Annotated in this window: 13 protein-coding genes and 1 pseudogene; 6 read left to right on the plus strand and 8 right to left on the minus strand. The window is 64.0% G+C overall.

What is annotated here, in order from left to right; translation table 11 throughout:
• Nucleotides 1–16: 16 nt before the first annotated feature.
• Together EI171_RS34335 and EI171_RS34340 are read right to left on the minus strand one after the other, a co-directional pair.
• Entirely contained in the window at nt 17–2,221 is a 2,205-nt protein-coding gene (locus tag EI171_RS34335; RefSeq protein WP_161535944.1) for an amylo-alpha-1,6-glucosidase, read from the minus strand.
• A 57-nt stretch (nt 2,222–2,278) separates the two neighbouring features.
• Nucleotides 2,279–4,042 (minus strand): ABC transporter ATP-binding protein, encoded by a 1,764-nt coding sequence (locus EI171_RS34340; protein ID WP_011085538.1) that lies wholly within the window; start codon nt 4,040–4,042, stop codon nt 2,279–2,281.
• Nucleotides 4,043–4,319: 277 nt separating this feature from the next.
• Here EI171_RS34340 and EI171_RS34345 point away from each other — a divergent pair, with 277 nt between their 5' ends.
• Complete coding sequence (locus EI171_RS34345; protein WP_028174754.1) at nt 4,320–5,390, plus strand: glycosyltransferase family 4 protein; 1,071 nt, start codon at nt 4,320–4,322, stop codon at nt 5,388–5,390.
• A 200-nt stretch (nt 5,391–5,590) separates the two neighbouring features.
• Here the strand turns inward: EI171_RS34345 and EI171_RS34350 are convergent, their stop codons facing one another.
• From EI171_RS34350 to EI171_RS34365, 5 genes and pseudogenes are all read right to left on the minus strand, one after another.
• Nucleotides 5,591–7,519 carry an alkyl/aryl-sulfatase gene (locus EI171_RS34350; RefSeq protein ID WP_161535945.1) on the minus strand — a complete coding sequence of 643 codons (1,929 nt, stop codon included), beginning with the start codon at nt 7,517–7,519 and terminating at the stop codon, nt 5,591–5,593.
• A 241-nt stretch (nt 7,520–7,760) separates the two neighbouring features.
• Nucleotides 7,761–9,044 carry a TRAP transporter large permease gene (locus EI171_RS46845; RefSeq protein WP_371740550.1) on the minus strand — a complete coding sequence of 428 codons (1,284 nt, stop codon included), beginning with the start codon at nt 9,042–9,044 and terminating at the stop codon, nt 7,761–7,763.
• 243 nt (nt 9,045–9,287) lie between these two features.
• Nucleotides 9,288–9,713 (minus strand): annotated as a pseudogene (locus tag EI171_RS46850) (TRAP transporter small permease); the annotation flags it as partial.
• 176 nt (nt 9,714–9,889) lie between these two features.
• Nucleotides 9,890–10,891 (minus strand): DctP family TRAP transporter solute-binding subunit, encoded by a 1,002-nt coding sequence (locus EI171_RS34360; protein WP_028174751.1) that lies wholly within the window; start codon nt 10,889–10,891, stop codon nt 9,890–9,892.
• Between the two features lie 310 nt (nt 10,892–11,201).
• Nucleotides 11,202–11,972 (minus strand): methyltransferase domain-containing protein, encoded by a 771-nt coding sequence (locus tag EI171_RS34365; protein WP_161535947.1) that lies wholly within the window; start codon nt 11,970–11,972, stop codon nt 11,202–11,204.
• Between the two features lie 138 nt (nt 11,973–12,110).
• On the opposite strand from EI171_RS34365, the gene EI171_RS34370 reads away from it, so the two are divergent.
• A complete protein-coding gene (locus tag EI171_RS34370) occupies nt 12,111–12,854 on the plus strand; it encodes an SDR family NAD(P)-dependent oxidoreductase (protein WP_011085532.1) in 744 nt (247 codons plus the stop codon).
• Nucleotides 12,855–13,021: 167 nt separating this feature from the next.
• Here EI171_RS34370 and EI171_RS34375 read toward each other — a convergent pair whose 3' ends face one another.
• Nucleotides 13,022–14,134, minus strand: coding sequence for a helix-turn-helix transcriptional regulator (locus tag EI171_RS34375; protein ID WP_161535948.1), 1,113 nt, complete (start codon nt 14,132–14,134; stop codon nt 13,022–13,024).
• A 194-nt stretch (nt 14,135–14,328) separates the two neighbouring features.
• Here EI171_RS34375 and EI171_RS34380 point away from each other — a divergent pair, with 194 nt between their 5' ends.
• The 4 genes from EI171_RS34380 to EI171_RS34400 all read left to right on the plus strand — a co-directional run bounded on the left by EI171_RS34380 (nt 14,329) and on the right by EI171_RS34400 (nt 17,918).
• Entirely contained in the window at nt 14,329–15,264 is a 936-nt protein-coding gene (locus EI171_RS34380; protein WP_161535949.1) for a class I SAM-dependent methyltransferase, read from the plus strand.
• 210 nt (nt 15,265–15,474) lie between these two features.
• Nucleotides 15,475–15,885, plus strand: coding sequence for a hypothetical protein (locus tag EI171_RS34385; RefSeq protein ID WP_011085529.1), 411 nt, complete (start codon nt 15,475–15,477; stop codon nt 15,883–15,885).
• A gap of 362 nt (nt 15,886–16,247) precedes the next feature.
• Nucleotides 16,248–17,342 (plus strand): amidohydrolase family protein, encoded by a 1,095-nt coding sequence (locus EI171_RS34395; protein ID WP_161535950.1) that lies wholly within the window; start codon nt 16,248–16,250, stop codon nt 17,340–17,342.
• A 147-nt stretch (nt 17,343–17,489) separates the two neighbouring features.
• A complete protein-coding gene (locus EI171_RS34400) occupies nt 17,490–17,918 on the plus strand; it encodes a hypothetical protein (protein WP_028174745.1) in 429 nt (142 codons plus the stop codon).
• The last annotated feature ends 3 nt before the right edge of the window (nt 17,919–17,921 follow it).

The raw sequence follows: 17,921 nt of genomic DNA on the forward strand, positions 1-17,921 counted from the left end.
TCCTCGCGGCGCGCCGTCAGCGCGCCAGCACGATCGACACCTGGATCTGTCCGCGCGTGCGCAATACCTCCAGCGCCACGTCTTCGCCGTGGCGGCTGACGCGCAGGTCCACGCTGGACTCGCCCAGACGCAGATCGCGCACGATGACCTCGTTCAGAAACGCCGGCAGATGCGGATTGCGCAGGCGGATCTCGCCGCGCGCCACGTCGAACTCGATGCCCAGCGCCGCCTCCAGCAGCGTGAACGGCGTCGCGCTGGCCCAGGCTTGCGGCGCGCAGGCGACCGGATAGAGCGTCGGGCCGCGCCGCTTCTCGCGCCGGAAGCCGCAGAACAATTCGGGCAGCCGGCGCAGATCCATGTAGGTCGCGGCGTCGAACAGCCCCTTGAAGACATGCGCCACCGAATGCTTGAGCCCGTAGCGCGCGAGCCCGAGCGCAATCAGCGCGTTGTCGTGCGGCCAGATCGAGCCGTCATGATAGGACATCGGATTGTAGCGCACCTCGCCCTGCGCGACCGTGCGGATGCCCCAGCCCGAGAAGAAATGCGGCTGCATCAGGTCGGCGGCGACGAGACGGGCGCGGTCCTCGCGGATCATGCCGCTGAACAGGATCTGCCCGGCATTCGAGGTCCGCACCTTGCAGGGCCGTTTGTCGCCGTCGAGGGCAAGCGCGTAGGTGCCGAGCTCCTCGCACCAGAATGCCTGCTCGAAGCGCGCGGCCAGCGCCTTGGCCTCGGCCTCGAGCTTGCGCACGCGGTCCGGCTTGCCGAGCCGCAGCGCGCAACGCGCGGCAAGCTGCTTGGCCGCGTAGACGTAGCCCTGGACTTCGGCGAGGGCGATATTGCCCTCCGCGAGCCGGCCGTCGGCATGGAAGATCGCATCGTAGGAATCCTTCCAGCCCTGGTTGGCCAGCCCCTTCTCGGTCGCGCGCTGGTATTCGACGAACCCGTCCTGATCGGGATCGCCGGGACCGTCGATCCACGCCAGCCCCGCCTCGATCGCGGGCCACAGCTCGATCAACGTCGCCGCGTCGCCGGTGCGCTCGAAATAGCTTCCGGCGAGCAGCACGAACAAGGCGGTCGAATCCACGCTGCCGTAATATTGCGAGAACGGCACCTCGCGCAGCGCCGCCATTTCGCCGCCGCGCATCTCGTGCAGGATCTTTCCGGGCGCGGCATCGGCGAGCGGATCGATCGCCTTCGCCTGGAAATGCGCCAGCCGCCGCAGCACGCCCTTGGCGACCCGCGGGTCCACCCAGAGCATCTGGAGCGCCGTGATCAGGCCGTCGCGGCCGAAGGTCGTCGAGTACCAGGGAATGCCGGCATAGGGATAACGGCCCTGCGGCGTCTCCGTCATCAGCATGTTGAGGTCGGCCATGGCCTGGCACAGCACCTCGTTGAAGATGTTGTTGGAGGTCTCGATGCTGGCCGCGCCCATGGTCGAGTGGCGCATCTCGCGGCGGTGGGCCAGCAGACCCCTGAAGAAGCGCGTCGGCTTCTCCGCCACCGGCCGGTTGCAGGACACAGCCACGAACAGCGATTTCGACTGATGCGGATCGAGCTCGAGCTGCCAGGTGGCGGCGTTGACGGACAGCCGCGTCGGACGCGGGTCGAAATGCAGGCCGGTGGTGCGCTCGGCATCGTCGAGGCCGCGATATTCGAACAGGACGTCGGTCGGCCCGAGCAGGCGGCTGGCGCCGGTCCCGCGGCGCGGGCGCCGCTCGCCGCGGACCTCAAACAGATCGGCAAAATCATTGTCGAACAGCAGCGTCAGCTCGAAGCCGGCCGGCCGGTCGCCGTGGTTCTGCACGCCGATGCGCTGATAGGCGGTGCCGCGCCACAGGAAGATCGTGCGCACGATGTGCAGCAGGTCCTTTTGCAGCGCGAGGCTGCCCTGACGGTAGATGTCGGGGTTGGTCAGATCGACGGTCAGCGCCGAATTGTCGTCGCGCAGGTTGGAGCCGAGCAGCAGGGGCTGGAGATCGTCGAGCACGAGCTCCAGCCGCGCGAGGTAGCGCGTGTCATGGTGAAACAGGCCGTCCGGCCCGCCGGCCGATGCACCGATATCGCCATGGCTGTCGAGCACGATGAAGGTGTCGTCGTGCTTGAGCGAGCGCCGCGGCCGCGCCGACGGCCCCGTCATCGGGATATAGAACGGCTGCTCCGCGACCTGCTCCACGGTCCGCGCCACAGAGACGAACTTGGTGACGACTTCGGCTGCCATGAGCTGCTCCCCTGCGCCTGTTTGGAAACGCAACCAACGCGAACGCGACTATCGGGTTTACGCGGCGGCTTGCGCGAGCCGGCTCATTTCCTGCGTCACCAGCTCCCGATAGGGCCCATGGCCCTGCATCAGACGCTCGGGCGAGCCGTCCTCGATGATCTTACCACCCTTCAATACGATCACGCGGTCGAAATTGCGCAGGGTCGCGAGGCGGTGCGCGATCGCGATCACGGTGCGGCCGCGCATCAGGCGCGTCAGCGCCTCGCGGATCGCCTCCTCGGATTCGCTGTCGAGCGCCGCGGTGGCCTCGTCCAGCAGCAGGATCGGCGCGTCCTTCAGGAAGGCCCGTGCGATCGCGATGCGCTGGCGCTGACCGCCGGACATCTTGACGCCGCGGTCGCCAACCATGGTGTCGAGACCTTCCGGCAGGCTATCGATGAAATCGCAGCGCGCCGCGATCGCCGCGCGCAGCACCTCGTCGTCGGTCGCGTTCGGCCGGCCGTAGCGGATGTTCTCGCGAATGGAGCGGTGGAACAGGGAAATGTCCTGCGGCACGACGGAGATCGCTTCACGCAGGCTGAGCTGGGTCACCATCGCGATGTCCTGGCCGTCGACGGTGACGCTGCCTTCGTCCACGTCGTAGAAGCGCTGCAGCAGCGTGAACAGCGTCGACTTGCCGCCGCCGGACTGGCCGACCAGGCCGACGCGCTGGCCGGGCTGGAGCCGCAGGCTGAACCGCTCGAAAATCTTCTCGCCGCCGGGATAGCCGAAGGTGACGTTGTTGAACGCGATCGCGGCGCCGCTCTTGACCAGCGGCTCGGCCTCGGGGTGATCGCGCAAGTCGTGCGGCACCAGCAGCGTCGCGATCGCCTCGGTCAGGCGCGCGACATGCTGGGTCACGTCGACCAGCGCCACGGCGAGGTCGCGCGTCGCGTTGAGAATGGACAGGCCGAGGGTGCAGACCAGCACGACGTCGCCGGTCGTCGCCTCACCGTCCTGCCAGAGCGTGATCGCCCAGGCCATCAGCGCAATGGTGAGCACGACGGTCACGCCGGCATGCGTGAGCCGCAGCTTCTCCAGATAGCGCAGGCTGCGGCCGCGCGCGGTGAGTTCCCGGTTCACGGTCGCGTCGAACCGCTCGTGCTCGTGGCTGATGCCGCAGAAGGCCCGGACCAGCGGCATGTTGCTGATGACGTCGATCATCTCGCCGTCGACGACGGCGGCCTTGTCGGCAAAGTCGTCATGCAGCGGCTTGCCGGCCGCGGCCAGATGGAACATCGCAATCACCATGCCGCCCGCGACCACGATCAGGCCGAGCGCCATGTAAGGACTGACGGTTCCAATCAGCATGATTGCCGCAATTGTGGCAATGCACGGCGGCAGCACGTTCCAGACGAACATGTTCTCGACCGTGAACACCGCGTTCGATGTTGCCGTGATACGGCTGGTCAGCATGCCAGGCATACGATCGGAGAAGTAGCTCGGCGCGTGTCCGGTCAGATGGCGAAAGATGTCCCGGCGCAGATCGCCGGTGACGCGAACGAACGTAAAGCTCGCCGTCCAGCTCGCGATCCGCCACAGGAAGTTGTCGGCGGCGATCAGCGACATGAGCAGAATGAATGCCAGCCATACGCTGCCGCCATGCGCGGTTCCCGCCGACAGGCTGTCGACCAGGGATTTGACGCCATACTGCGTGCCTACCGAGCAGGCAACGGCTGCGACAACAGCGGTCAGGATCACCAGGTGCGAGGCAAGCCGTCGCCGAAGATAGCGCAAGACAAAGGCAAATGGCCTGCGCGCGTATCCAGAAAGATGATCCATATGGCTATCGCCCCGTCGTGTTGATTAGAGTTTTTTTGTACCAGCCGACTGAACATCGACCGCTTCGCCCGGGTTCCGGGCCAGGCGATCACGACATGCGGATGCGGACGATCTGCGAAGAGGAGATGGCAGCATCGAGACAGGCGCGCGATGTGTCGAATATGTAACGTTTGTTGAGAGGAACTTCGCAAGTGCGGGAACGTTCCCTTCGCTGGCATGGCCGGTGCCGTACAGGTTGGGGGTTTCCAACGTTCATGATCGCAGAGGAGAAGGCGAGATGCGCATCGCGCAGGTAGCTCCGTTGACGGAGGCTGTTCCACCCAAGCTGTATGGCGGCACCGAGCGGGTGGTGCATTGGTTGACGGAAGAGCTGGTGGCCCTGGGACATGACGTGACGCTGTTCGCCAGCGGCGACTCGCAGACGTCGGCGAAGCTGGACGCCCTCTGGCCGCGGGCGCTTCGCCTCGACGGTTCCGTGCGCGACCCCAACGCGCTGCACATGGTGCTGCTTGAGCGCGTGCGGCAGAAATGTGACGACGAGGAGTTCGACTTCCTCCACTTCCATCTCGATTATTATCCGTGGTCGCTGTTCCACCGGCAGCCCACACCGTTCCTGACCACGCTGCACGGCCGGCTCGACCTGCCGGAGCATCAGCCGGTGTTCAACATCTTCTCCAAGATGCCGGTGATCTCGATCTCGAATGCCCAGCGGCGGCCGGTGCCGCAGGCGAACTGGGTGACGACGATCCATCACGGCCTGCCGGAGAACTTGCTGACGCCGAAGCCGGCCAGGCAGGAATATCTCGCCGTGCTCGGCCGCATCGCGCCGGAAAAGGGCGTCGACCGCGCCATCAAGATCGCGACCCATTGCGGCATCCCGCTGAAGATCGCGGCCAAGGTCGATCGCGCCGACCAAGATTATTACGACGAGCTGATCCGGCCGATGATCGCGAACAATCCGCTGGTGGAGTTCATCGGCGAGATCAGCGATCACGAGAAGTCGGAATTCTTGAGCGGTGCGCTCGGACTTCTGCTGCCGATCGACTGGCCCGAGCCGTTCGGCCTCGTGATGATCGAAGCCATGGCCTGCGGAACGCCGGTCGTCGCCTTCAACCGCGGCTCGGTGCCGGAGATCATCGACGAGGGCCTGACCGGCTTCGTCGTCGAGGACATCATCAGCGCCGCCGGCGTCGTCAAGCGCCTTCCGCAACTGGACCGCGCGGCGATCCGCAAGCAGTTCGAAAAGCGCTTCACGGCACGGCGAATGGCGCTGGACTACCTCGCGGCCTATCGCAGCCTGACGGAAGCGCAGGCACCGAAGATCAAGCTGGTGAGCAGCGCGGAGTAGCACTTCTACGCCGCTGCCAGTCGAAGTGCCCTCTCCCCTTGTGGGAGAGGGCTGCGACAGCCAAGCCTCAAACTCGTTTGGGTGAGGGGTTGCCTCCACACCCGAAGGCATTCCCGCGGAAAGAGACCCCTCATCCGGCGCTTCGCGCCACCTTCTCCCACAAGGGGAAAAGGGAAGAACGGAATCAACGGCGCACTCGCCTACCCCACCACCGCCCGCTTCGGCTCCACGATCTCGAACATGCGTGGAAACTCGTCCATCAGGCCCATCAGCTCGGCCAGCCGCATCGGGTTGCCGGCGAGCTGGACCTTGCCGGCGGCGACCGCCTCCGGAAAGCTCGTCAGCTTCGCGATCACCTCGTCGAGCGTCGCGCGCGCCAGCGTGAAGCTCGCGTCGGCGTTTTCCGCCTGCACGCCCTCGCTATAGGTGAGCGCGCAGTTTTCCAGGTTGAGCACGAAGATCTCGCCGGTGTCGGAGAAGCGCCAGTTCAGCACGATGTGCTTGCCTTCCGCCTTCGGGCCGTTGAGGCGGATACCGAGCACGTCCCAGAGCTGCTCGGTGCGCAGCGCCGCCAGCGTCTCGCGCGGCATCGGCGGGCGCGGTGGGGCCTTCGGCATGCCCTGGCGCAACTCCTGGGCGCCGAACAGATAGGCGTTGCGCCAGGTCGCGCTCTCGGCGGCGTAGCCGAGCTGCTCCAGCGTATCGGCCAGCAGGTGACGTGCCGCCGCGTTGTCAGGCTCGGCGAAGACGAGATGGCCGAGCGCCTGCGCGACGAAGCGGAATTCGCCCTTGTCGAAGTCCGTCCGAGCGCGCGCGAGAATCGCGTCGGCGCCGCCCATGTACTCGACATATTTCTTGCCCGAGGCGACCGGCGGCAGCGGATCGAGATTGACCGGATTGGCGTCGTACCAGCCGAGATATTTCTGGTAGATCGCCTTCACATTGTGGCGGATGTGGCCGTAATAGCCGCGGCCGTGCCAGGCGCCTTCCAGGCTCTTCGGCAGCTGGATCGTTTCGGCGATCTCGGCGGCGGTCAGGCCATGGTTCATCAAGCGGATGGTCTGGTCATGCGCGAACTTGTAGAGATCGCGCTGCTGCCGGATCATGGTGCCGATGCGCTCGCGGCCCCACACCGGCCAGTGATGCTGGCCGCACATCGCCTCCGCCTTGCCGTCCCACAGCCGCAGGGCCTCGCCCAGGTATTTCGACCAGGCCAGCGCATCGCGCACGTCGGCGCCGCGGAACGGCAGCAGATTGTGGAAATTGTGGGTGCAGTTCTCCGCGAGGTTCAACAGCTTGTAGCGCGGAATGAAGAAGTGCATCTCCGCCGGAGCCTCGCTGTTCGGCGCCATCTGGAATTCGAATTCGACGCCGTCGATCACGCGCCTGTCGCCGGTCGCCATGATCAGATCGGTCGGGCGCAGCAGCGCGACCGAGCCCGCCGCCATCGACTTGCCGAGCCCGCAATCGACCTGCCCGCGCACGCCCTTGGCGAGGAACGGGCCGAACTGATACTGCGCCCGGCGCAGCATTGCCGGTCCCGCGATGATGTTCTCGGAGACGGCGTGCTCCATGAACAGGTTCGGCGCGATGATCGGCACGCGTCCCGTGGCGAGCGCGTCCTCCTCCAGCACGCCGCGCGCGCCGCCCCAATGGTCGGTGTGGGTATGGGTGAAGATGACGGCGGCCACCGGCTTCATGCCGCGATGCCTGAAATAGAGATCGAGCGCGGCGCGCGCGCCTTCGATCGAGGTCAGCGTGTCCACGACGATGACACCGCTGTCGCCCTCGATCAGCGTCATGTTGGCGATGTCGAGCCCGCGCACCTGGTAGACGCCGGGCACCACCTCGAACAGCCCATGCCGCATGTTGAGGCGCGACTGCCGCCACAGGCTGGGATTGACCGTGGGCGGCGCTTCGTCGGCCGAGAGAAAGCCGTAGGGCTCGAGGCTCCAGACCGTCCGCCCCTGCGGGTTGGTGATCGCCGCATTCTCGATCGTGCCGAGAAAGCCGCGCGCGGCATCGTCGAAATCCCGCGTGTCGGAAAACGGCAGCGCATTCAGCATCGCCGTTTGCTGCGCGATGACGGACGGCGTCGCGTCCTTGGGCGAGCGGCTGAGTTCAGTCATTTTGGTTTCCTCCGGCCTGTTGCGCGCATCTAACCGCATCTCGCGGGTGATTGCCATCATTGGCGGAGGCCGCACAGGCGTCCTTCTCTTCTCCCTTGTGGGAGAAGGTGGCGCGAAGCGCCGGATGAGGGGTTGTCTCCGCAAACTCACTTGTGATGGGACTCGCGGTGAGAACCCCTCACTCGGCTTCGCGAAGACACCCTCTCCCACAGCGGGAGAGGGACCGAATTCGCCGCCCTCGCTAATGCATCCCCAGCACCCGCGGCAGCCACAGCGTCAAATCGGGCCAGTAGGTCACGATGACGAGGAAACCGAGCATGGTGATCAGCCACGGCAGCACCGCGACCGCGAGCTCGGTTATTCGCATTCGTGCGATCATCGAGGCGACATAGAGGTTGAGGCCGACAGGCGGATGGCAAAGGCCGACCTCCATGTTGACGTCCATCACGATGCCGAAATGCACGAGGTCGATGCCGAGCTTCTTGGCCGCCGGCGCCAGGATCGGCGCCATGATCAGGATGATGGAGTTCGGCTCCATGAAGTTGCCGGCGAGCAGCAGCAGCACGTTCACCACCAGCAGGAAGCCGACCCAGCCGAGGTTCTGCGCGGCGATCCAGTCGGCAAGTGTCGCCGGCAGGTTCTCGTTGGAGAGCACGAAGGAGAACAGCACCGCGTTGGTGACGATGTAGAGCAGCATCGCGCTGGTGTTGGCGGCGCGGAGCAGCACTCGCGGCACGTCCTTCAGCCCGATGGCCTTGTACACGAACACCGCGATGACGAAGGAGTAGACCGCAGCCATCGCCGCCGCCTCGGTGGCGGTGAACAGGCCGCTGTAGATGCCGCCGATGATGATGACGACCAGCATCAATCCCCAGATGCTCTCGCGGAAGGTGCGGACGGTCTCGCCCCAGCCCGCCTTCGGCATCCGCGGATAGTCGCGCTTGCGCGCGAGCCACCAGGTGACGATACAGAGCATCGTCGTCAGCATGATGCCGGGCAAGAGGCCCGCGACGAACAGCGCGCCGATCGAGGTATTGGTCGAGACGGCGTAGACGATCTTCGGGATCGACGGCAGCATCAGGATGCCGAGGGAGCCCGCGACCGTGATGATGCCGGCGCCGAAATGCATGGGATAGCCGTGGCGGACCATCTCGGGCAGCACGATCGCGCCGATCGCGGCGACGGTCGCGACGCTCGAGCCGCAGACCAGCGCGAACATCGCGCAGGCGACGATGCCGGCCAGGCCGAGACCGCCGTGCCAGTGGCCGATCAGCGAGGTCGCGAAATTGATCATGCGGCGCGCGACGCCGCCATGGGTGAGGAAATTGCCGGCGAGGATGAAGAACGGGATCGCCATGATCTCGAAGCCCTCGATGCCCGTGAAGAGCTTCATCGAGACCGCCTCGATCGGCACCGTGGTCAGCGTGAACAGGAACGTCATCACGGTGAGGCCGAGCGCGATCGAGACCGGGATGCCGGTCAGCATCAGCGCGATCAGCAGCGCGAAGACGGTCGCGGCCCGCATCCAGTGCGGCAGCAGCACCACGCCGAACTTCTCGGCGAGGCACATGGCGAAGATCAGGATCGGCGCCAGGATCAGGATGACGCCGAGCGGCGACACTTTTCGCGCGGCGGCTTTGGTCTCGGCGCCGGCGGGCTGCGGATGCAGCGCGGGCGAGACGTCGGCCTCCACGCCTTCGACATGAGTCTCGTCGTGGTGCGGCAGCTCGCCGGTCCAGTAGTAGAACCATGAGACCTGGAGGAAGCGGAAGCACATCAGGCCGGAGCCGAGCGGGATCGCCAGATAGACGAACCACATCGGCGCTTCCAGATCGTTGGACTGCTGCCCGGTGTGGAACATCTCCTTCACGAAGGAGGCGCCGAAGGCGGCGATCATGCCGGTGAACAGCGCGCCGCAGAGCAGCGCGAACAGGATCACGTGCTTGCGCGAATGTTCGGGAAGGCGGTTGACGAGCAGGTCGACGCCGACATGGATGCCGGTGCGCACGCCATAGGCCGCGCCGAACTTCGCCATCCAGATGAACATGTAGATGCAGAGTTCCTGCGCCCACGACAGGTCGAGCTCGGACAGGAAGGTGAACACCGTCATCGACAGCGTCGCGAGCCAGGTCATCCCGTGCGCGGTCGCCCAGCGCGACAGGACGATCGACTCGCCCGCGCCATAGCGGTGCATGACCGCGATGAAGATCAGGCCGGTTGCGGCCGCAATGAGCGTCGCGATCAACCATTCTTCGAGATGATTAAGCGCCTGATTGAGCACGCGAAGCAAATCAAGGTCCCCCTACCGATGCGAAACGGCCGGGAGTGCACACACTCCCGACCGTTTGTATTATTTCTCCGGAAATCGCGTCAGTTCATCTTGACGTCGAGTTCCTTGGCGACGAGATCGAGCACTTCCTGCCCGACCCGCCCCTTGGCCCATTTGTAAGTCGGCTGCATCGCTTCCTGCCACGCCTTGCGATCGGCGTCAGTGAGATAATGCAGCGTGGTCTTGCCCGCCTTCTTGATCTCGGCGAGCGCGTCCTCGTTCTCCTGGCGCGCGATCGAATTGGTGTAGTCGGTCGCCTCGTTCATCGCCTTCTCGAGCTGAGCGCGAATGTCGGGCGGCAAGCCGGACCAGAATTTGGAGTTGACGATGACCGCATATTGCAGATGGGCATGATAGGACACGGTGATGTCCTTCTGCACCTCGTAGAACTTCTGCGTCCAGTAGTTGGACGCGGTATTCTCGCAGCCGTCGACCACGCCGGTCTGCAGCGCCTGGTAGACCTCGGAGAACGCCATGATCTGCGGGATCGAACCCATCAGGCGGAAGTACTGGTCCGCGATCTTCGATCCGGAGATGCGGAATTTCAGGCCCTTGAAATCCTCCGGCTTCATCAGCGACCGATTCGACGACACCATGTGGAAGCCGTTGTCCCAATAGGCGAGGCCGGTGATGCCCTTGGCCTCCAGCTTCTGGAACAGCCACTTGCCGACCGTGCCCTTCATCGCATTGGCATAGGTCTCGTCGTCCTTGAACAGCCAGGGCAGGTCGAGTGCCTCGAATTCCTTGATCCCGAGCGGCGCGAATTTCGCGGTCGAGGGCGCGAGCATTTGCACCGAGCCGAGCTGGAGCGCCTCGATCTCCTCCTTGTCCTTGTAGAGCGAGGAGTTCGGATAGACTTCGATCTTGACCTTGCCGTCGGTGTACTTCTCGGCGAGCTCCTTGAACTTCAGCGCACCCTTGCCCTTCGGGGTGTCGTTGGCGACGACATGGCTGAACTTGATGACAATGGGACTCTGGGCCTGGGCAATCGCCGGCGCCAAAGCAAACGTGGCCGCTGCGACCGCAAGAAGCAGTTTGCGCATGAAGGACCTCCCCAATACCCCTAGGAAACCGGGTTCTTTTTGTTTTGCAGGCCAGTAGTGGCAGCAATCCGCCAGCCGAACAACTAGACCTAAGCCCAATTTTCCCGCAGCCAAGCTAGCTTGACTGCCACTGAACGCGCAACCCGGGGCCAGCCCCTCTCCCGGGCTACCGCATATGAGATCCGAGGCTTACCGAAGGTGCTCGGCCTGCATGGTGCGAGACGCCCGCTTTGGCGGGCTCCTCACCATGAAGGTCTGATGTCACGCCGCAAGACACGATGAACGCTTATGTCGCATTGCGGCAATGCCCTCAGCCCTTGCGCTGGGCGACCATGAACAGACGCCGGAACGGGAACAGCGTCTGCCCCGCCGCATTCTTCGGATACGCCTTCGCAACCCGCATCCCATAGGCCGCCTCAAAGGCAGCCTTCTCGTCGCCCGCGAGCACGTCGAGATAGCGCGTCAGCCAGGTCCCCTTGGTCCATTCCTTCACGGGGTTCTCGCCTTCGAGCACCTGAAGATATTCGGTCTCCCAGATGTCGATATTGACGGACATCGGCGCAAGAAGATCATGATAGAAGGCCGGCCCCTCGACCGGCGGCGGGGTGACGAGATGCTCGACCTTTGAGCGCCACGGTCCGTTCAGCGCGGTCTCGCCGATCAGCACGTGTGAAGGCGCCAGAAAGTTGCGCGGCATCTGCACCGCCAGCATGCCGCCGGGCACGACCTTCTCCATCAGCGAGGGAAACAGTGCCGCATGATTGGGCAGCCAGTGCAGTGCGGCATTGGAATAGATCAGGTCATATGGCTTGGCGGGACGCCATCGGCCGAGGTCTTCATGGGACCATTGCACGTCCGGCGCCGCCTTGCGGCCGGCGGCAACCATCTCCGCCGAGCCCTCGACGCCGGTCACGGTCGCATCCGGCCAGCGCTCCCGGATCAGCTTGGTGACGTTGCCCGCGCCTGCGCCGAGATCGGCGATCTCGCGCGGCGCGAAATCCGGAATCCGCATCAGGAGGTCGACAGCGGGCCGGAGCCGGTGGCCGGAGAACTTCAGATATTGCTGCGGATCCCAGACCATCGTTCGACGCCTTTTGTTTTTCGTGTTTCCTTCAACGTGGCTCTTGGTTACCACTGCTCGTCCCGGTCAGGCAATTCGTCCTGGCAGGGATGGGCAGGAAACGGCAACAAGCAAAAGCAAACAAGAGAGCGTGCGACCATGGACCTCGGGCTCAAATCGAAAACCGCTGTCGTCACCGGCGCGAGCATCGGCATCGGCCGCGCCATCGCCAAGGGCCTGGCGGCCGAAGGCGTGCGCGTCGTCGGCGTGGCGCGGCGGACCGATCTCCTTGCCGAGCTGGTGAGCGAAGTCGGCGGCGGACTGATCACGCCGTTCGAGCAGGACGTGATGGCCAAGGACGCCGCGGAGAAGATCGCAGCCTTCGCCGTGAGCGAGCTCGGCCATGTCGACATCCTCGTCAACAATGCCGGCGGCAGCCGGCCCCTGCCCGTCGATGCGCCCGACAGCAAATGGGATGAGGCGATCGCGCTGAACTTCACCAGCTACCGCCGCATCGCGCATGCGCTGTTGCCGCAGATGATCGAACGCAAATGGGGCCGCATCGTCAACATCACCGGCAAGTCCGAGCCGGAAGGCCTGAACGCGGCCTTTGCCGCGAAGGCCGCCGTGCACGCCTGGGCCAAGGGCCTGTCGCGCGAGATCGGCGAGCACGGCATCACCATCAACTGCATCCCGCCCGGCCGCATCATGAGCGAGCAGATCCGTCGCAACTATCCGCCGGACTATCGCGAGCGTTTTGCGGAAGAAGAGATCCCGGTCGGCTATTGGGGCGAACCGGAGGATCTCGCGGCACTCGCGGTGTTCCTGGCCTCGCCGGTGGCGCGGTACATCACGGGGACGGTGATCCCGGTGGATGGGGGGCTGCGGCGGTATCAGTTCTAGGATGGGGCTCTGAAACCGATCGGGCACGAGAGCATGACATGTTCGCTGTGCTCTCGGGAGCGGCTGGCGTCAGCCTGCCTTGACGAGTTGGCCGCAGGCCAACAGCGGGCACGTTGCGGGCAATGACCACGTTGTCAAACGCGTTCAAAAGGTAAGGAGTATCTCGGCTAGAGATTGCGCATGTGACCGATCAAAGCCGCCAACTCGTTCTGTCGATGCGTGGCCGTTTTGCTGAAGACCGCCTTGATCTGGTTGCGGACCGTTTCGCGGGACAGCGCCAGGTCGTCGGCGATCATTTCCGGCGACCATCCAGCAGCTATCAGTCGCGCCACCTTTGCCTCGGCCGCCGTCAGCGCAAAGATTGCCGAGAGCAATTCAATTTCAGATTTACGGACGACCTCCATGTCGGTGAGCGTCAGGATGAACCTCGCCCCCAGAAATGGCGATCGAGCCGCCCCCGGTACGGGCAACAGCTTGATGACGATCGGACGCTTGGTCTCTCGCCGCGCGACAATGATGTCGCCAATGCGGCTGCCGGCGCGAAGACGGAGCTCCCGATCGGAGTTAGTCAACCTCGCGTCAAGAGCACGAGTTGCCTTGCCATCTCGCATGTACAATCTGTTGTTATGGACGCGGAAGTCGGCATCGAAGATTTCGGCCGCCGCCGCATTGATCTCCAGCACGCGCCCCATGCTGGTCATTGACAGCGCCGGCTCGTTGATCGAATCGAAAGCGCTCAAAGACCCGAGCAACACCTGCCTTCCCACTGCATGGGAGAGCGTGGCGGCCTCGGTCAGCGCGTCCGAGAGCAGCGCAAACGCCTTCAGATCGTCATCTTCGAAGGCTCCTTCCCCACGCTTGCGCTGTAGCGCGAGGGCCCACATTGCCGGCCCTGCCCAAAAGGAAATCGCCGACCACCATTGAAATCCAAGCTGTCCGAGATGTCTGTAGAGGGGAGTCTTGAGCATGTCTCGCTCGGAGGAGAAGATATCCTGGTCGCGCAGAACCTTCCTGCCGGAAAGCAGTAGCGGAACTCCCCTGACGGCACGAACGTCCTCCACGTGAAGATTGGCGGCAAAGTAGCCCTGGAAAGCCTCTTTCGTCGAAGGCGTCACCGGGACATCGGAAGTCCGGACATCACTCTGGAGCAGCCCCGCACCGGACGTCGCTGCCGCGGAGCAAATGTCCTCCATGAGCGGTATCCACTGGCCGGGGTCCAGCACCACTTCGCCCAACCGGGCTTTCGACTGCTCCAATCGCTGGAAATCAAAACGCCGCAATCGCATCACCCGGAAAAATCGTCCATATTCGGACAATCCTTGGATACTTGCCCGCCGCTGTCAATCGACACCGGCTCTGGTTAACGTGCTGCGCGCATTGGGTTCTCGAGCAATTCCGCAGGCATGACCCAACTGGGTCATGCGCGAATGGCCGGCCTTCGCCACTCTCATCCCGATCCTGGAGGTTGGGACGAATGGACGAAACGCACAGCGGGATTGATTTGGACGAGCTTGACCGGGAGGTGGGCGACTTCTGCCGCTTCTTTGAGCTGATGCCGAGGGATCCGGCAGCGGCAATGCACGGGACTGCCTCTCAAATGCACGCTCTTTGCTGCGCCTTGGCCAAGCTTCCGGCTCCGGCATGGAACTCACCGAATATTCAAAGGCTCCTCGCACCCGCCCGTCATCTCCACGCCCGCTCCTCATTTGTCCGCAGACTTCAGGAGTGGCCGCGCGGCTATCCCGGTGATTTCGAAACTGTCGAACTGCTCGCAGCCGGCGCGAGCCTGCCGACCACGGCCGATCCGGGCGACTGGATCGAATGGTACACACTCAATACCGCCATCGTGCAACAGCATCGAAACAGGATCTGGTGGCAGTACCTCAAGATGTGCGCCACGACGCCGGGGCGCATCCTCTCGATTGGGTGTGGCGGAGGTGCCGACTTCCAGATCGCACCACATCGATTTACGGGATCCACGGTCGTTCTCGTGGATCTCGACAGGCAAGCCCTGGCTCTCGCCGAAGAGCGACTGAGCCGTTATTGCGATGTTCACATCGTGTGCGGCGACGTGAGACGGGCGATCCGACAGGTCCAGGACGAAGGCCCGTTCGATGTCGTCGTCTGCGGCTGCCTGTCCGACTACCTCGACGACCGAACGATCATCTCCATTCTGGGGGAATTGCGCTGCCGCCTTCTGAGGGTCGGTGGCTCGATCGTCTTCACCAATATCGCCGCAGGGAATCCGTTTCGCGTGTGGATGGAGGCCATCGCAGATTGGAAGCTGGTTCATCGCTCCGAGCCGGAACTTCGGAAAATCGCGACGGCGGCCGGTTTCGATCGCCTCGATTTTTCCGTCCGACGGGACCCGACCGGCTTAACTCACCTTGTCGAACTCAGCGTCCCGTAGCGCCATGGCAGGCGCCAGGATCATGCCGCGCGAAGCCGTGTCCCGACCTCTGCTGTCCACGCTCGAGATTAAGGTAACGGCTTCATTGTCCGGCATCACACAGCTTTTTCATTGCATGCGAGTTGCCGGTCGCGTGATCGGATTCGTGGAAGCATCGATATTTGAAACCATACTGCCGTCAGCTCAGGTAACGCTGTCCTTGGATTATTCATGCGTACGCTGCTCGTCATTTTAGGCATTTGGCTGTTGCTCAACATCCTTTTTGTCGTCGTCGTGATCCCGCCGCGAAAACCGCGGCCGTCCCGCGCCGACGGCGGGTCAGCCGGTCTTTCGCCCGTGCCAGTCCGCCATGATGCCGCTACGCCCGGCGAGGATCCCCCCGTTTCGCTTCGCCATGTGATCATCGCGATTGCGCTCGGCGCTTTCTTTTCGCTGAGCCCGCCCCTTCTCGAAGCGTACGATATGCTCCGCAGCAGGCTGCGGCGTCTGCGGGGGCAGAGCAATGACGAGAGCTCGACTGAGCAGGAGACATTGCAATCCATCCTTGCGAAGCTCAGGGCCGAATACGACGAACGTTCATCGAACGGCCTCTCGGACAAGGATGACGGCGACCGGCGCTAATCGGGAAAACGTCCATCGCTTCGACTCCTCGAAGGCCGCCCGGCGCATCATGAGCGAACAGACGCGCGACAATTTTCCGCCGGACTATTGCGAGCGCCTTTCTGAGGAAGACATCCCCGTCGGCTGTCGGGGGAGCCGGAGTCATGGGACGCAACGCCGGGCCGCGTTCACACAAAGTTGCTGCTGTGATGCGAAGGCGTGACGAGGGATATCGCGCGGCAACGAAAAATCGGCACATTCCGATCCCCAACAATCAACGCCCGTGCTGCATCCGCTCCGCGGACTGCGAATGGGCGAAACCTCCTGCCTATGGACACACCGCAGGCCTTGCCTTTGCCAATTCGTCACGGGAGACGCGCAACATGATCATTTGGGATCGGAAATCGGGAGGTCATCAGCCCTGCTCTGCCTGTTGCGGGCCGTCCTGGTCGCGGCGCGGCTTTCTCGCGGGAGTGGGTGCGCTTGGCCTTGCCTCGGCCATCCCGGCCGTTGCGGTGCGCGGACAGGCCAGGCCGGCGCTGATCGATACCCACCTTCATTTCTATCCGCCCGAATACCAGAAGCTTTGGCTTGGCTACGAAGACGCCCGCAAGCAGCCGCACTTTCCCGGTCAGGTTGCCTGGACCCGCGAGAAGCTCGTCGAGGACATGGACCGCAATGGCATACGCACAGGCATCCTGTCGGTCGCCTCCACGCCAGGGGTGTGGTTCGACCTCGGGCCGGCGGAAGCTGGCCGGCTCGCGCGCACCTGCAACGAGTACGCGGCGGACATGATGCGCGACCATCCGGGCCGTTTCGGCCTGTTCGCGACCTTGTCGATGCTGGATGTCGATGCCACGCTCAAGGAGATCGAATATGCGTTCGACACGCTGAAGGCGGACGGGATCGGGCTGCAAAGCAGCTACGGCGACAAATGGCTCGGTAATGCCGCCTACAGGCCGGTGTTCGAAGAGCTGAACCGTCGCAAGGCGGTCGTCTATGTGCATCCGCTGGTCGCGAGTTGCTGCAGCGCGCTCAGCGTCGGCACGTTTCCGGCGGTGATCGAAGTGCCGCACGACACCACACGTACGGTGACGAGCCTTCTGCTCAGCGGTGCATTTGCCCGCCACCGCGACATCAAATGGCTGTTCTCGCACGCCGGCGGCACGATTCCGATGATGGCCGGCCGCATCAATTCGTTCTATGGGGCGCGGCCCGATCTCAAGGAGTTTGCGCCGGAGGGGATCGAAGGCGAGCTACGCCGGCTTCACTACGACACCGCGAATGCAACGTTCGCGCCGTCCATGGCCGCGCTGCTCAAGCTCGTACCCGCCTCCCAGATCACCTACGGCACCGACTATCCGTATTTCGGCCTTGGCCAGTTCGCGCAGTTGCAGAAGCTTGGCCTTTCGACTGAGGATCTCGATGCGATTGGCCATGAGAACGCGATTCGTCTCGTTCCGCGGTTGCAGGCCTAGAGCATCGGGCAGCGTCTCCTGACGGCGCGGCGGTGCCGCGCTCCCGACGCTTGATCTAGATCAAGCCCGCCACGGCAACGCCACGCCGGAATCAATTGTCGATGGTGGCGCAGAAAGCGCCGCCCGTAGCCAAGGAGATGATCGATCATGACCTCCTCGAAGTCTTTGCGCACCCTCATTCTCGCCGGAGCCGGCGCCCTGCTGCCCGCCATGGGTGTCCAGGCCGGGCCGATCCCGACGCATCTGGCGACGATGAAATCGATGGTCGATCAGAACACCACTGAAGTGCGATGGGTCGGCGGCTGGCGTGGCGGCTATGGCTATCGCGGCGTCGGGTGGGGCTACCGCGGCGGCTGGGGCTATCGCGGCTACGGTTATCGCGGACTCGGCTATGGCGTTGCCGGCGCCGTCGTCGGCGGCGCGATTGCGCGGAGCGCCTATTATGGCAGCTATGGCGGTTATCCCGCCTACGGCTACAGCTACCCGCCCGCGTCCTATTACGGTTATGGCGGCGGCTATGGCTACGGCTATGGCGACGACAATTGCCTGCCCTCCGGCAGCTACTGGGCCTACTAGCGA

The organism is Bradyrhizobium sp. LCT2, from assembly GCF_009931255.1.
GTDB classification, from domain to species: domain Bacteria; phylum Pseudomonadota; class Alphaproteobacteria; order Rhizobiales; family Xanthobacteraceae; genus Bradyrhizobium; species Bradyrhizobium diazoefficiens.